The sequence below is a fragment of the Tianweitania populi genome, assembly GCF_014652875.1.
GTDB lineage: Bacteria > Pseudomonadota > Alphaproteobacteria > Rhizobiales > Rhizobiaceae > Tianweitania > Tianweitania populi.
Window position 1 is genome coordinate 204102 of sequence record NZ_BMZQ01000002.1, and the last position, 15263, is coordinate 219364.

Annotated in this window: 11 protein-coding genes and 1 pseudogene; 7 read left to right on the forward strand and 5 right to left on the reverse strand. The window is 64.1% G+C overall.

Annotation, left to right across the window (positions count from 1 at the left end):
• Positions 1-5: 5 nt before the first annotated feature.
• The 4 genes from IE166_RS10285 (at position 6) to IE166_RS10300 (ending at position 5001) form a co-directional block, all read left to right on the forward strand.
• Positions 6-878 carry an ABC transporter permease gene (locus IE166_RS10285; RefSeq protein WP_189503550.1) on the forward strand — a complete coding sequence of 291 codons (873 nt, stop codon included), beginning with the start codon at positions 6-8 and terminating at the stop codon, positions 876-878.
• Between the two features lie 66 nt (positions 879-944).
• Positions 945-2681, forward strand: a complete 1737-nt coding sequence (araD, locus tag IE166_RS10290) for an L-arabinonate dehydratase (protein ID WP_189503552.1) — start codon at positions 945-947, stop codon at positions 2679-2681.
• A gap of 18 nt (positions 2682-2699) precedes the next feature.
• Positions 2700-3410: a ribonuclease activity regulator RraA gene (locus IE166_RS10295; protein ID WP_189505821.1), complete on the forward strand. Its 711-nt coding sequence runs from the start codon at positions 2700-2702 to the stop codon at positions 3408-3410.
• A 94-nt stretch (positions 3411-3504) separates the two neighbouring features.
• Complete coding sequence (locus IE166_RS10300) at positions 3505-5001, forward strand: ATP-binding protein (protein ID WP_189503554.1); 1497 nt, start codon at positions 3505-3507, stop codon at positions 4999-5001.
• Positions 5002-5004: 3 nt separating this feature from the next.
• Here the strand turns inward: IE166_RS10300 and bla are convergent, their stop codons facing one another.
• Positions 5005-5874: a class A beta-lactamase gene (gene bla / locus IE166_RS10305; RefSeq protein ID WP_244641440.1), complete on the reverse strand. Its 870-nt coding sequence runs from the start codon at positions 5872-5874 to the stop codon at positions 5005-5007.
• 80 nt (positions 5875-5954) lie between these two features.
• Positions 5955-6848, reverse strand: coding sequence for a LysR family transcriptional regulator (locus IE166_RS10310; protein WP_189503556.1), 894 nt, complete (start codon positions 6846-6848; stop codon positions 5955-5957).
• A 95-nt stretch (positions 6849-6943) separates the two neighbouring features.
• Between IE166_RS10310 and IE166_RS10315 the strand changes: the two genes are divergently transcribed.
• From IE166_RS10315 to IE166_RS10325, 3 genes and pseudogenes are all read left to right on the forward strand, one after another.
• Positions 6944-7684: an SDR family oxidoreductase gene (locus IE166_RS10315; protein WP_189503558.1), complete on the forward strand. Its 741-nt coding sequence runs from the start codon at positions 6944-6946 to the stop codon at positions 7682-7684.
• Between the two features lie 13 nt (positions 7685-7697).
• Positions 7698-7940: pseudogene (locus IE166_RS10320) on the forward strand (Atu4866 domain-containing protein); the annotation flags it as partial.
• Positions 7941-8109: 169 nt separating this feature from the next.
• Positions 8110-9159, forward strand: coding sequence for an ABC transporter ATP-binding protein (locus IE166_RS10325; protein WP_189503562.1), 1050 nt, complete (start codon positions 8110-8112; stop codon positions 9157-9159).
• On the opposite strand, the gene IE166_RS10330 is transcribed toward IE166_RS10325, so the two are convergent.
• The 3 genes from IE166_RS10330 to IE166_RS10340 all read right to left on the reverse strand — a co-directional run bounded on the left by IE166_RS10330 (position 9156) and on the right by IE166_RS10340 (position 15151).
• Positions 9156-10757, reverse strand: coding sequence for an ABC transporter permease (locus tag IE166_RS10330; RefSeq protein WP_189505825.1), 1602 nt, complete (start codon positions 10755-10757; stop codon positions 9156-9158). The genes IE166_RS10325 and IE166_RS10330 overlap by 4 nt on opposite strands.
• Positions 10758-10926: 169 nt before the next feature.
• A complete protein-coding gene (locus IE166_RS10335; protein WP_189503563.1) occupies positions 10927-11898 on the reverse strand; it encodes an ABC transporter substrate-binding protein in 972 nt (323 codons plus the stop codon).
• Between the two features lie 115 nt (positions 11899-12013).
• On the reverse strand, positions 12014-15151 hold the full coding sequence (locus IE166_RS10340) for an autotransporter outer membrane beta-barrel domain-containing protein (protein WP_189503565.1): 3138 nt from the start codon (positions 15149-15151) through the stop codon (positions 12014-12016).
• Between the last annotated feature and the right edge of the window lie 112 nt (positions 15152-15263).

Below are 15263 nucleotides of genomic sequence, written 5' to 3' on the forward strand. Positions count from 1 at the left end.
GCGCCATGGCGAAACCGCAGATCCTCCTTGCCGATGCCGGCGCCATTGCCGGTACGACCGGCGCCCACATGGCGGCGGTGGAACAGAAGCTCGGGCCCGTTGAACTCATTTGGGGTATCGGCGCCGTCCGCAAGACGCTTCTGATCCTGGTGCTCGCCGCGATCTGGCAGATCTATGCCAGTTATCTCGACAACCCACTGCTGTTCCCAACCCTCTCAGATACACTGACGACGCTGGTCGACCGTTTTGCTGATGGCACGTTGCCGGCACGCATCGGCACGACGCTGAACATTCTCCTGATGGGCTATGCCGTCGGTACACTGCTGGCCGCCCTTCTCACCGTGCTCGCCATCAATACGCGGATCGGCACCGATTTCCTTGAAACGATGACCGCGATGTTCAATCCACTGCCGGCCATCTCGCTTCTGCCGCTGGCGCTGATCTGGTTCGGGCTTGGAGCGTCGAGCCTGGTTTTCGTGCTGGTTCATTCCGTGCTTTGGGCGGTCGCGCTGAACACCCATGCCGGCTTTCTCGGCGTGTCGCGCACCTTGCGCATGGTGGGCGCAAATTACGGGCTGACCGGCTTTGCCTATGTCACCCGCATCCTCGTGCCGGCAGCCTTCCCGTCGATCCTGACCGGCCTGAAGATCGGCTGGGCTTTCGCCTGGCGCACGCTGATCGCGGCGGAACTGGTATTCGGCGTGTCTTCGGGCCAAGGTGGGCTGGGCTGGTTCATTTTCGAGAACCGCAACCTGCTCGACATTCCGGCCGTGTTCGCCGGCCTACTTACCGTAATCGTCATCGGCCTCATCGTCGAGAATCTCGTGTTCCAGACGCTGGAACGCCACACGATCCTCAAATGGGGCATGAAGGAATGAGCGGCTTATTGCCGACATTCCGCAAGGCTTCGAAGCACCCGGGATCAAACGGGAGGACTATTCATCATGTCTAAGCGCAAGACCTATGCAGAGCTACGTTCGGCCCGCTGGATGGTGCCGGACGATCAGCGTTCGTTTGGCCATCGCTCCCGTACCATGCAGATGGGCTATGATCCCGCCGACTGGGAAGGACGGCCGATCATCGCCATCCTGAACACTTGGTCGGACGCGCAGCCTTGCCACATGCACTTCAAGGACCGCGTGGAGTGGGTGAAGCGCGGCATCCTGCAGGCAGGTGGTTTTCCGATGGAATTGCCGGCGCTGTCCTTGTCGGAAAACTTCGTGAAGCCGACCACCATGCTTTACCGCAATATGCTGGCGATGGAGGCGGAGGAGCTGCTGCGCTCGCATCCGATCGACGGCGCGGTGCTGATGGGGGGTTGCGACAAGACCACGCCGGGCCTCGTGATGGGCGCGACCTCGATGAATATCCCCTTCATCTTCCTGCCCGCAGGCCCCATGCTGCGCGGCAATTATGCCGGCAAGTATCTGGGTTCGGGCACCGACGGCTTCAAATATTGGGACGAGCGGCGCGCCGGCACGATCACCAAGGAAGAATGGACCGGCATCGAGGGCGGCATTGCGCGGTCCTACGGCCATTGCATGACGATGGGAACGGCGTCCACCATGACGGCTATCGCCGAAGCCATGGGCCTGACGCTGCCGGGCGCGTCCTCCATTCCCGCCGCAGATGCCGGCCACCAGCGCATGTCGACGCAATGCGGCCGACGGATCGTCGACATGGTGTGGGAAGACCTCACACCCGACAAGATCATCACGCCGACATCCGTCACCAATGCCGTGACGGTCGCCATGGCGACGGGCTGTTCCACCAACGCGATCATCCATCTTATCGCCATGGCGCGACGGGCCGGTATTCCGCTCGAGCTGGATGATCTCGACCGGGTCGGCCGCACCACGCCGGTGATCGCCAACATCCGGCCGTCCGGAACAACCTATCTGATGGAGGACTTCTATTATGCGGGTGGTTTGCGCGCGCTGATGAAGCAGCTTGGCGACAAGCTTGATCCTTCCGCCATCACCGTCACCGGCAAGCCGCTGACGGACGGGCTGGACCAGGTGAAGATCTACAACGAGGACGTCATCCGTCCGCTCTCCAATCCGGTTTATCGCGAAGGATCGCTGGCGGTGCTGAAGGGCAATCTTTGTCCCGATGGCGCGGTGATCAAGCCCGCCGCCTGCGATCCGAAGTTCCACAGGCATGTCGGCCCGGCGCTGGTTGCGGACAGCTATGCTGAACTCAAGAAGATCATCGACGATCCCGATTATCCCATGACGCCCGACACGGTGCTGGTGCTGCGCAACGCCGGACCGCAGGGCGGACCCGGTATGCCGGAATGGGGCATGATCCCGATGCCGAAGGCGCTGATGAAGCTCGGTTTGCGTGACATGGTGCGCTTGTCGGATGCCCGCATGTCCGGCACGTCGTTTGGCGCCTGTGTTCTCCATGTCGCGCCGGAAGCCTATGTCGGCGGGCCGCTGGCTCTGCTGCGCACCGGCGACCTCGTGGAACTGGATGTTCCCAACAGGCGGCTCGACATGAAGGTGGATGAAGCCGAACTGGAAGCGCGCCGGGCCGCCTGGATTGCGCCGCAGCCTCATTATGAGCGCGGCTATGGCTTCATGTTCTCCAAACATATCGAGCAGGCTGACAAGGGGTGCGACTTCGACTTCCTGCGCAGCGAATTCGGCCGTCCGGTGGGCGAGCCGGTGATCAATTAGGGATCTGACATGACCACGATGAACGAAGGGACACGCGAGAAGCTGATGGGCGTGTCGGTGGCGACCTTGTGCTCGGCGCTCTACAAGCGCGGTTTGCGCAACCAGACGATCCAGGATGTGCGGCCGGTGCGCGCCAAAGGCCGCAATATGGTCGGGCCGGCTTTCACCCTGCGCTACATTCCGGCCCGCGAAGACCGCAACCCGATGAGCGTGTTTCGCGATCCGAAACATCCGCAGCGCGTGGCGATCGAGACCTGTCCGGAAGGCTGCGTGCTCGTCATGGACAGTCGGAAGGACCCGCGCGCGGCAAGTGCCGGCGACATCCTCATCACCCGGCTGATGATGCGCGGCGGTGCCGGCGTGGTGACCGACGGCGGCTTTCGCGACTCGATGGTGATCGGCGAACTGGATATCCCCGCCTATCATAACCGGCCCTCGAGCCCGACCAACCTGACGCTGCATGAAGCGATCGAGCTGAACGGCCCGATCGGCTGCGGCGATGTTGCGGTGTTCCCGGGCGATGTGCTCGTGGGCGACGACGACAGCGTGATCGTCATCCCGGCAGACATTGCCGACGAGATTGCCGATGAGGCCGTGGAAATGACGGCTTACGAGGACTTCGTGGTGGAACGCGTCAAACAGGGCCACACGATCACCGGCCTTTATCCCGCCACCGACGAGACCAACCTGACGCTGTTTGCCGAGTGGCGCGCACAGCAGAAGCGCTAAGCCAACTGCGCCATCGTGCCTGTGGGAATCCCGCAGCGATCTTTCGCCTTCGCCGGCGCTGGATGCTATGGGACTGCCTCAGAAGGGGCGCTGGATGAAGGTCAACATCGATATGGGCGCTGCGGCTCGCGGTGCCGCCGCCGAGCTGGATCTCGAAGAATTGCTGGCAACACGCCTGCTGGTGCAGGGTAATTCCGGCTCCGGCAAGTCGCATCTGCTTCGCCGTTTGCTGGAACAAAGCGCGCCCTGGGTGCAGCAATGCATCATCGATCCCGAAGGCGACTTCGTGACTCTGGCGGACCGATTCGGCCATCAGGTCGTGGATGCCGCGCGCACCGAAGCCGAACTGACGCGCATCGCCGGCCGTGTGCGCGAACATCGCGTGTCCGTAGTACTCAACCTCGAAGGCCTCGATGTCGAGCAGCAGATGCGTGCCGCAGCCGCCTTTCTCGGCGGCATGTTCGATGCCGAGCGCGATCATTGGTATCCCGTGCTTGTCGTGGTGGACGAGGCGCAGCTGTTTGCACCGGCTGTCGCGGGCGAGGTTTCGGACGAAGCGCGCAAGCTTTCGCTCGGCGCCATGACCAACCTGATGTGCCGCGGCCGCAAGCGCGGTCTGGCCGGCGTGATTGCCACGCAGCGGCTGGCCAAGCTTGCCAAGAACGTCGCGGCGGAAGCCTCGAATTTCCTGATGGGCCGCACATTCCTGGATATCGACATGGCGCGCGCCGCCGATCTGCTGGGCATGGACCGCAGGCAGGCCGAGCAGTTCCGCGATCTGGCGCGCGGCCACTTCGTTGCGCTCGGACCCGCTTTGTCACGCCGGCCGCTGCCGATCACCATCGGGGCCGTGGAAACCTCGGCACGTTCATCCAGTCCGAAGCTGACGCCGCTGCCGGAAGCACCTGAAGATGCCAGCGATCTGATCTTCACGCCCGGCCCCGATGAAACCAGCCCGATCCTGCGCAAGCAGCCGCCGAAGCCAATACCCACTGCCGACCTCCTGGCGCAGCTGTCGCGGCCGAAACCTGCGCCGGAACCCGTGGCCGAGCCGGTGTTCGCGATTATCGACGAGGCCGAGCGCGAAGCGGGCATCGACACGGTGCTGCGCGAGATCATCGAAGACCCGGACGCCGCCTTCCGCTCCGATGCCGTATTGTATCAGGATTTTCTCGTGCGCTGCCGTATTCGGCGTGTGCCGGGCGAGCCTCTGCCATTGTCAGGCTTTCGCCGCCGTCTGGCGGTTGCGCGCGCGGGCGTCGATGAACGCTCGGGCGGCGAAGCCTGGACAACCGCGCTGAGCCTTTCGGAAGCGCTCCCGGACGATCTGCAGGGCGTGTTCCTGATGATCGCGAGGGCTGCCGTCAACAAGGACCCCTCACCGTCCGATGCCACTTTGGCGCGCGCTTATGGCACCCATTCGGCGCGCCGGGCGCGGCGCCTCCTCAGCTATTTCGAGGAACGCGGGCTGCTGGTGGTGCGCACCGATTTCCACGGCCGCCGCGTGCTCGCCTTCCCGGATCTCAACTGCGAAACCGCCCCTGGCCACCCCGACGCGCCGGATGAAGCGCAGCGGGACGCGGCGGAGTAGCAGTCACTTCGCAGCAATTTCCGACGCGAGCGCCTTGCCAAGCTCGGCGATGGCTGCATTGCGCGCATCCATCGTGGCGTCGGTTTGCGTGATGGTGACCGCCGCGACGAGTGGCGCATGGTCGGTCGGCCAGATAACGGCCACCACGGCACGCGTGCCGTGACCGCCGGCACCTGTACGGTCGCCGATGCGCCAAATCCCAGGCAGGCCGGCACGAAGCAGCGGTCCGCCGACTTCGTTTTCAACCAGCCAGGTGGTCAGCTGCTGGCGTGATGCGGCAGACAGCGTGTTGCCGAGAACCAGTTCGCGCACGGCTTTAGCGATGGCAGCAGGCGAAGTGGTGTCCTTCTTGTCACCGGGCTTGCCTTCGTTCAGATCAGGCTCCCATCGATCCAGACGCGTAACCTCGTCGCCGATGCTGCGCATGAAGGACGTGACCGACTTAGGGCCACCGATGCCGTCCAGCACCTTGTTGGCCGCAACATTGTCGCTGGTGCGCATCGTGGCCGCACAAAGATCGCCGAGGCCGACTTTCTGGCCGATCAGCTTTTCCGTGACCGGAGCATGAGGGATCATGTCGGCCTTGGTGATGGTGGCCGTATCAGTCAGCTTGAGCTGGCCCTGGTCGGCCTTATGCAGCAGCGTTCCGCAAGCAAGCACCTTGAAGGTACTGGCCATGGGGAAGCGTTCGTCGGCCTTGTAGAGCCAAGTTTTGTCGCTGCCCGTATCGTAGATCGCCAGCCCGACCCGCGCCTTCAGCCGCGTTTCGATCTCCCGCGCCTTGCTCACCACGGCATCGTCGGCGGCCTGCGCAGTGGTGCCAATCGACAGCGCCATCATGGCTGCACAAAGCAGGGAAGCGAGAGGGTTCATGCACGGTCTCCAATCATCGGGCGCGCCACGCCGAGCCAGCCGCCTTTCCCTGTTCATTATGTCAGCAGCGCGACCGCTCCTCATGACCGCTTGAAACGCACATGATCCACCAGCGCCCGCAGCTTGGGCGCGAGGTTGCGGCGCTGGGGGAAGTACAGAAAGAAGCCAGGGAATGGTGGGCAGAACTCTTCCATGATCGCGACCAGCTCGCCGCTTTGGAGATAGGGCCGGAAGGTTTCTTCGACGCCGAAGGTCAGCCCGCCGCCGGCAAGCGCGGTGCGCAGCATCAGCCGCATGTCGTTGGTGGTGATCGTGGGAGCAACTGCCACATCGAAGTCGCGGCCATTTTCGGTGAACTCCCAGCGATAGGGCGCGACCTCCGGCTCCGGACGCCAGCCGATGCAGCGATGATCCACGAGGTCTCGCGGATGCACGGGACGGCCATGCCGTTCGAGGTAGGCCGGCGCGGCGACCACCACATGCCGCTGATCGCCCGAAACCGGAATGGCGATCATGTCCTGTTCGAGCACTTCGCCCAGCCGCACGCCGGCGTCGAAGCCGCGCGCCACGATGTCGAACTCCTCGTCCGTCACCGTCACGTCGATCTGGATTTCGGGATAAGCCTCCACGAAGCCCGCCAGCAGCGGGCCGGAAAGGAAGCGCTCGCCGATGGACGATACGGCAAGGCGCAGCAGACCGCTCGGCCGCTTCAGACTGTCCCTCGCATCATCCAGCGCGAGCGCGACATCGGCGATGGCCGGCGCCAGCCGCGCGTAGAGTTCCGCGCCCGCTTCGGTCAGGCTGCCGCTTCGGGTGGTGCGTTGAACCAGCGTGACTCCGAGCCGGTCTTCGAGGCGGCGCAGGGACTGGCTGACGGCCGGTCGTGAAACGCCGAGCCGCCGCGCGGCAGCGGTCAGGCTGCCAGCTTCGGCCACAGCAAGGAAGGTGTTGATGCCGGCAAGATCGATGCTCATTGGTAAGTGCTTGTTACCAGTGACGTCACGATCTGGCAAATTGTTGCGCCGCCTGGCCCGGTCTACCTCCTGTGCTCACCAAACAGGAGACCACCATGAACAGTTCAAACCTTGCGGACAAAACCGTCCTTATCACCGGCGCATCCAGCGGCATCGGCGCCGGCATTGCGCGCGAACTCGCGGCGGCAGGTGCAACGCTCGTTCTGGGCGCGCGCCGCACCGACCGGATCGAGGCGCTGGCCGAAGAGCTACGCGCGACCGGCTCGAAGGTGCTGACCCACCGGCTCGACGTCACCAGCCGTGCGGACGTGGAAGCCTTTGCCAAGGCGGCGCGCGACGCGTTCGGGTCAATCGACGCCATCGTCAACAATGCCGGCGTGATGCCGCTGTCGCTCATGGCTTCGCTCAAGGTGGAGGAATGGGATCGGATGGTGGATGTGAACATCAAGGGCGTGCTCTATGGCATCGCCGCCGTGTTGCCGGAGATGACGGGGCGGCGCGCAGGCCACATCATCAACATCGCCTCGGTGGGCGCGCTTTCGGTATCGCCGACGGCAGCGGTTTATTGCGCCACCAAATTCGCGGTGCGGGCGATTTCCGACGGGCTGCGCCAGGAAAGCCAGGACATCCGCGTTACCTGCATCCATCCCGGCGTGGTGGAAAGCGAGTTGGCGGACACCATCACCGATCCCGTCGCGGCAGAGGCCATGAAGACCTGGCGCTCCGTGGCGCTTTCTCCCGATGCGATCGGCCGTGCGGTGCGCTTTGCTCTGGAACAGCCGGATGACGTCGACGTGAGCGAAATCATCGTGCGCCCGACGCGCTCGCCGCATTGAGGGAGATCACACGATGTCTGATCATCCTTATGTCGGCATGTGGGTCACGGCGGACGGCATCATCCGCCACGAACTCCTTCCAGACAATCGCTACGACGAAGCGCGCGGGCCACGCGAAAGCGCCTATCAGGGGCGTTACGCGGTGCATGGCACGCATATCGATTATTGGGACGACACCGGCTTCACGGCCGATGGCGACTTCGTCGATATGAACACGCTCCACCATGCGGGCATGGTGCTGCACCGGCAGCGGTGAGCGGATCGCTGGCATGAGAGCATAGCGTCCAGCGTCGACAATAGGCGTTGCCGCGATTAAGTGCAGGGAGCAGAGCATGCCGCAACTCTGCGGCATCGCCCCTGTCATGTGACCGTCAAACACGGCGGTCATAGCTGGCACCTTCTCCCGAAGCCGGATGGATCGGTTATTGACGACACTTCGCCTCGATGGCCTATCGCGCATTTTTGGAACGACAAGGGCGGTCGATCATGTTTCGATGACGCTCGCGCCCGGCTCGTTCACAGCCCTGCTCGGGCCCTCGGGTTGCGGCAAGACGACCTTGTTGCGGCTGATCGCCGGGTTCGAAGCGCCGGATGAAGGCTCCATCACCTTCGATGGCCGGGTGATCGCCGATGCCAAGACGATGGTTCCGCCTGAGCAGCGCGGCATTGGCATCGTGTTTCAATCCTATGCGCTGTGGCCGCATATGGATGTGGCCGGCAATGTTGCCTATCCCTTGAAGACGCAGCGGGTTGATCGCGCGACCGTTTCCCGGCGGGTGGCCGAGGTGCTCGATATTGTCGGGCTCGGCGGGTATGAGAGCCGGCGCATCGATGAGCTGTCCGGCGGTCAGCGGCAGCGCGTGGCGTTGGCACGCTGTTTGATCGCCAATTCCGGCATCATCCTGTTCGACGAGCCGCTCGCCAATCTCGATATGCATCTGCGCGCGACCATGGTGGACGTGTTCCGCGACATCCATCAGCGCACCGGCGCGACGATCGTTTATGTCACGCATGATCAGGCCGAAGCGCTGGCGATGGCGGATCGTGTCGCGGTGCTGGAAAAAGGTCGCGTGTTGCAGTTTGCTGAGCCGGGCGATGTTTATCATCAGCCGGCGGATGTCGCCGTGGCGCGCTTTGTCGGTCGTGGTGCGATCGTGCCGACGTTCGCTTGGGACAGCGATCAGCACCAAAGCCGCGTTCAGATCGGCGGCCACACGGTCGTTGCGCGTTCGAGCGGCGCGCCGGACGGGGCAGTGAATGTGTTGCTGCGGCCCGAAGGATTGGCGCTTGCCGATGACGGCGTGCCGGGCACGGTTCTGTCCTCGACCTATCGCGGTCCGGTGCATGAACTTCGCATCAAGCTTGCCAAGGACAGCGGCGAGGTCAAGGTGGATCATCGCACTGCGGTTTCACCGGGAACGGCGGTGAAGATCGCCGTTCATGACGCCTGGATCATCCCGGCGGCGAAGGGTTAGCGCCAGGGCAGAACGCCGGCCGGCAGACGCTTGGCGAAGCGGTCGAGCGCAACCAGCATGGCCACGACCATGACGATGCTGGCGACAGCGATGGCTGCCGCATGCGTGCCCAAGCCGGCTTCTTCCAGGCTGAAGAGCACGACTCCCAGCGTTTCATTGCCGCTCGACCAGAGCAGCGCCGACACGGTCAGTTCGTTGAAGGCGCTCATGAAGACCAGCAGCGCGCCGGCGACGGCTGCGGGAGCGACCAGTGGCACGACGATGGTAATCAGCCTTCGCAGCGATCCCGCACCCGCACTGGCCGCGGCTTCGGTGAGATCGGCGGGGATCTGGGCGACGGCGGTGGTGACCGGCTTCAGCGCCAGGGTGAAGAAGCGCATGAGATAAGCGATGAGGATGATGGCGGCCGTTGCATACAGACTGCCGATCAGCGGCAGCGGGCGCAGGAACAAGAGGATACAGGCGATGGCCAACACGATGCCCGGAACGGCATAAGGCAGGTCGATCGCGCCTTGCAGCAGGCGCTGTTTTCTCCGGCTGAACCGTTCCATGACGAGGGCAACCGGAATGACGCCGAGCGCCAGCAGAAGGGCGGCAGCGCCCGAGAGCAGGATCGAGTTGCGGAACGCGCGCATGGTGGAGGCCTGGCGCGTTAGCACTTCCGCAAAGTTTGTGAGTGTCGCGGTTTCCGCCGTCAGCGGCACACCGAAGGCCGGCACGAGCGCGGTGGTGATGAGTGCCAGCATGGGCAGCACAAGGATGGAGGCGATCACCAACCAGGCAAAGATCGCCGTTGCGATGCGCCAATGGCCCAACGCGAAACGCGCCGGCTTGCCGCCGGCATAGCGGGCCGCGCGATGGCGCGACGCCAGCGTCTGCAAGGCGACGCCGGCCAGGGCCAAAGCGGCGATCAGCACGGAAAGGCTCGCCATCTGCGGCAGCACGCCGGGTCCGAAGCTTGCCATCTGCTGGTAGATCAGAGTCGGCAGGGTCAGGTAGTTCACGGGCATGCCGAGCAGAGCCGGAATGCCGAAATTACCGACGCCCGACACGAAGGCGAGAGCCGCCGCCGCTAGCAGATAGGGGCGCATCAAGGGCAGCACGATCGTCAGCAATACGCGCAGCTGCGAGGCACCCGATGCGCGACCGGCTTCGACGAGATCGCCGGGGATGCGCGACAGGCCGGCACGCAGCGTCACGAACACGATCGGCGCATGCTGCACGCCGTAAAGGAGGATGATGCCGTTGCGGCCGAGGATCGGGTTCGGCGTGCCGGGTGCGGGCGCCAGGCCCAGCATGCCGAGCAGCGTCGAAGACGGGCCGAACAGATGCAGCCATGACAAAGCCGTCACCTGCGGCGCGATCATCAAGGGCAGAAGAAGCAGGAAGCCGAGGATCTTTCGTCCGGGCATGTCGGTCAGCGCGATGGCCACCGCAAACGGTCCGCCGATCACCATGGCAGCAACGGCGCCGAAGAAGGCGGTGTCCAGCGTGCGCCACAAAGCGCGCTGCGTCGCCGTCTTGGTCAAGCGTTCCCAGAATGCGGTAAGATCGATTTCGCCGCCGGGGGCAAGGGCCGCAACAAGCAGCCGGCCCATCGGCAGGATGCTAAGCACGCCCACCACGAGCAGCACCAGCACCACCGGCGCCCAGCCGCCGAGCCGCGATGATGCAGACAAGCCGGACGGGCGCTGCGATGATGCGGCGCCCGCCCGAGTGGGAAGGGACGGAGTGGGGAGAGAGGCTTCGGACAGTGTCGGGTTCCGCTTACTGGCCCATCACGTCGCTGAACTTTTCCTTGTTCGCCATGTCGTCCTTGAGGGCGGCAGCGGCGTCGTAGTTCAGGACCTTGATCGACGCGCGGTCTGGATAACCGGCAGGCAGACCAGCATCCGCACGGGCTGGGATATAGCCTTGGCTCACGGCGAGCTTCTGGCCTTCTTCCGACAGCATGAAGTCGACGAAAGCCTTCGCAGCATCCGGGTTCTTGGCGGTGGACAGGATCGCGACCGGCTCGGTCACGGCCGACACGCCTTCGGCGGGGAAGACGAACTCGACCGGCGCGCCCTTGGCCTTTTCGCGGATCGGCATGTAGTCGACGATCATGCCGTAAAGCTTGTCGCCGCCTGATACGGATTTCAGCACGTCGCCGTTGCCGCCGGCCGCCTGCGCGCCGTTTTCGGCCAGAGCGGAATAGAAGTCCCAGCCGGACTTCAGATTGCCGGTGAGCGTGACGGTGTGGATCATGGCCGCACCCGAAGTCAGCGGGCTCGGCATCACAACCTGACCCTTGGCTTCCGGCTTGGTGAGGTCCTCCCAGCTGGTCGGCTTCATCGGCGCGTTGGTGTTATAGACAATGCCGGTGGTGATCAGCTTGGTCGAGAAATAGGTTTTGTCCTTGTCGACCAAGGAGGCGTCGATGCCGTCGGTCTTGGCATCTGGGTAGGCCATCAAACGGCCCTCGCCCTTCAAGCCTTCCATCGTGACGACGTCGGCGATCAAGAGCAGATCGGGCTGCGGCTGACCGGCTTCGATCTCGGCGCGCAGCTTGGCGAGGATCTTCGGCGTACCATCGCGCACCCACTCAACCTCGACACCGGGATTGGCGGCTTTGAAGGCGTCCACCGTCGCTTGCGCATCCGTGTTGGGCTGGCTGGTGTAAAGCACGAGCTTGCCGTCGGCGGCGAAGGCGGGCAGCGCTGCGGCGGCGAGAAAAGCGGTGGCAAGAAGCAGACGCATCGATGGAATCCATTCAGTGAAATGATGGCGGCTCGACCTATACAGAAGCCGGATAGGTTCTCCTATCGCGGCTTCAACACGATTTCATGACAGATAGGGCGGAATAATCTGCCGGCTAAAAGCCGACCTTCAGCGCGCCGCCAACGGTGTGCATTTGATCATCGTTGGAAAAGCTGCCGCGGTAGAACACGGCGGCGTCGAACTGCTGGCGGAAGGCGAGGTCCAGGCGAGCTTCAACCGTGCCGGTGTTCTCGCCACTGTTGCTGCCATAGACGGTGAAGGGCATGCCGCCGGCATAGGAATGAGTGCTGGAAGGAGCGTCGCCGCTCAGGCGGCGGCTGTGGGCAGCATAAAGGCTCGGCTTGACGATCAGGTCGGTGTTCAGCTGCCAGGCGCGGCTGATGCGCAGGCCGATATCGGCATCGGTGCGGTCATAGTCGGAGCCGGATGAAACGAGGTTGGCGGCACCGGCGCTGGTTTCCGAGAAGCTGCCACCCTGTGCGGTAGTCCAGGAGATGCCGGCGAAGGGCTCGACATCAACACCGCCGAGGTCCGCTGAATAGGCGATTTCGGCGAAGGCGCCGCTTGTCCAGCTTGAATAATCACTGCGGGCCGTGCCGGACAGGTCGCCAACGGCCGTGCCGCGCCGCAGATCGATGTCGTGGCTGGTGTAATCGGCACCGCCCGACAGACGCCAGGGACCGTGTCGCCAATCGCCGTAAGCGGTGATGCCGATGCTGTTTATGTCGCCGGAACTGGCGCGGGCACGATTGTCGAAGTCGGTTCTGCCGTAGTGACCGGCCAAGCCTAGGCGCACATCGTTATACGGCTCGAAGTCGACGCCGGCGGACAGCCATGGGCCGCGCGAGCGGGCATCCGCGGCGTTGCCGTCGCCCGAAAGATCGTTGTCGACATAGCCGCTTTCGCCCCAAACGCCAGCGCCTTCGGCCTGCGCCAGATGGCTGCGCACCGCCCAGCGGTTGTTGCGCTGAACATCGGCGATCACATCCAGCACCTGCGCATGCGCTTCGCCGGACAGGAGATCGAAGGCGGTGAGCGCCTGGTCAGCCGTCAGCGGCAGGGTGGCATCATACAGCGCATTGCCGACGCCGCCCGCTTCGATCGCGGTCGCGGTGGCGCGCTGGTTGCGGGTTTGTGCGACATCCGGGAAGGCGATGGCGTTGCGTTCGAGGCGCAAGGTGAGATCGGACGCGCCATACAGCACGCTTGGATCGAGGAAAGCGAAGTTAGCGGAGATGCTGTCGAAGCTGCCGCTGACCGTGCCACCCGCCGCAAGAAAGCGGTAATCGCCAGCTGCCGCGCGGTTCTGGCTGGTGAGTTGCAGTTCGCCATTGACGAAAACATCGCCGCCGACATTCACGAGGCCGGAACGCGCGCCGTCTAGTTCCACGGCGAAGATCGCGCCGGGATCGAGCGTCAAATCGCCTGCGACCGTGAAGGGGCCGGCGGCCTGCGCCACCAGCGTGCCGGCTATTTGGGCCGAGCCGACCGTGCCGAGGCCGGACAGGCTCGTTCCGGCATCCACTGTCACGTCGGACGCCGCGATGCTGCCGTCAACGGTTAGGCGACCAGCGCGCACCAGCGTCTGGCCGGAATAGGTGTTGGTGCCGGATAGCGTGAAGATGCCCGCGCCGTTTTTCACCACGCCGCCCGTGCCAGCCAGAACGCCGGAGAAGGTGGTCGTGCCGTCATTGACGCCGGTGGTCAAAACCGCATCCACGAGATCGACCGTGCCGGCACCCGCCAGTGAGCCGATCGTCTGGTTGAAGTCGGCCAAAGCCAGCGTCGCCGGCTCGTCGATTGTGAAGGCGGACAAAGGTGCAAAGGCGTTTTCGCGGCCGGCTTCGAGCATACCGTCTTGCACAATCGTCGCGCCGTGGTAATCGCTGGTCCCGGACAGGTTGAGCGTGCCCGTGCCGCGCTTGATCAAGCCGCCGCCAGCGCCATCATCGCTGATCGTGCCATCGAAATTGGTGAGCGGCGTATCGTCGCCAAGCGCCAGCGTGTTGGCGCCGAGGCGGGCAGCACCCGCGCCGGTCAGCTGGTTGAGGCCGATCGTGTTCTGTGCATTGCGGATGTCGAGCGTCGCGCCGGCATCGAGCTGGACCGTTGCCGTTCCGCCTGATGTCGCATCCGAGAAGCTGACGGTCGCGCCATCACCGATCGTTATCGACGCGGCGCCGGCCGTTGCCCGCTCGGCGAAGGTGACATCGCCGGCGCTGGCAATTTCCGCCTGCGCTGCCGTGCTGTCGCCCGCAAAGCCGATCGTGCCGCTGGCGTTGCCGACGATTGCCGATGTGCCAGCCGAACTCGTATCGGCGAAAGACAGCTGGCCGCTGTTGGAGATGAAGCCGTCCGCGGCGGTCGATGCGCCGGTGAAGGCGACCGAACCGGCCGTGTTGTTGGTCAGCGCCGCAGAGCCGAGCGTGCTTGCGTCTTCGAAGCGCACCGCACCGGAATTGCCGATAAAGGCCGTGGTGCCGGCGCTTGCCTGGTCGCGGAAGGTGACGCTGCCGGTTTCGTTGTTAGTGATCTGCCCGCCAGCCAGCGAAGCATTGCCTTCCAGCGCGGTCGTGCCGCTGTTGGCGATCCGCGCGATGCCGCCATTGGATTGGTCGGCAAGGCTTACCGTGCCGCTTTCATTGACGGTGATCTGCGCATTGCCGGCCGTGGACTGCCCGCTGAAGCGCACGGCGTCATTGGTGGTGATAAAGGCATCGCCGGCCGTCGCCTGACCATCGAAGCCGAGCGAACCGCCGCCATTGACGACGATTCGGCTGTCGGCCGCCGTAGCATTGTCACCAAAGCGAATGGCGCCGCTCTCATTGGCGGTCAGGGCAGCGGATGCAGCAGTGCTGTTATCCTCGAAGCGGGTTGAGCCGCCATTGTTGATGATTTCAGCGGACGACGCGGTCGCCTGGTCGCGGAAGATCACGGCATCGTTTCCGCTCGTGGCGAGTGACGCATCGCCGGCCGACTGATCGCCCTCGTAGATCGTTTCGTTGGCAACGGCTGCTGCCGAAACATCCGACGCCTGCATGGCGAAGGGCGTCATGGCGACAGGTGTCGCAGCCGCTGTTGGGCTGTCGGATGGCAACATGGCGAAGGGTTCGGCGCCCGCCACCGTGATGCCTGTGACGCTCAGCGCAGCAAGGCTGGTGCAGGCAAGCAGAACGGTGCGCAACGGACGGCGGCGGTCGGGAAGACCGGCAGGCTGGACCACCTTGTGCATCGCTTCGCCCAGAACAGAGTTCCACTGTATATGTTGCACTACCCCGCCGCAGCGGTGCAGCGTGTACCCTCTTAGAAATCAGACATTGGTGAAAAATTTACCAAGATTTTGC

Bases quoted from the DNA above. Each gene is read 5' to 3' on its own strand.
- IE166_RS10310 (WP_189503556.1), bottom strand. From the start codon at position 6,848: ATGAGCATCGATCTTGCCGGCATCAACACCTTCCTTGCTGTGGCCGAA.
- IE166_RS10335 (WP_189503563.1), bottom strand. From the start codon at position 11,898: ATGCGTCTGCTTCTTGCCACCGCTTTTCTCGCCGCCGCAGCGCTGCCC.
- IE166_RS10295 (WP_189505821.1), top strand. From the start codon at position 2,700: ATGAACGAAGGGACACGCGAGAAGCTGATGGGCGTGTCGGTGGCGACC.
- bla (WP_244641440.1), bottom strand. From the start codon at position 5,874: ATGAACCCTCTCGCTTCCCTGCTTTGTGCAGCCATGATGGCGCTGTCG.
- IE166_RS10330 (WP_189505825.1), bottom strand. From the start codon at position 10,757: ATGGGCCGGCTGCTTGTTGCGGCCCTTGCCCCCGGCGGCGAAATCGAT.
- IE166_RS10300 (WP_189503554.1), top strand. From the start codon at position 3,505: ATGAAGGTCAACATCGATATGGGCGCTGCGGCTCGCGGTGCCGCCGCC.
- araD (WP_189503552.1), top strand. From the start codon at position 945: ATGTCTAAGCGCAAGACCTATGCAGAGCTACGTTCGGCCCGCTGGATG.
- IE166_RS10340 (WP_189503565.1), bottom strand. From the start codon at position 15,151: ATGCACAAGGTGGTCCAGCCTGCCGGTCTTCCCGACCGCCGCCGTCCG.
- IE166_RS10315 (WP_189503558.1), top strand. From the start codon at position 6,944: ATGAACAGTTCAAACCTTGCGGACAAAACCGTCCTTATCACCGGCGCA.
- IE166_RS10285 (WP_189503550.1), top strand. From the start codon at position 6: ATGGCGAAACCGCAGATCCTCCTTGCCGATGCCGGCGCCATTGCCGGT.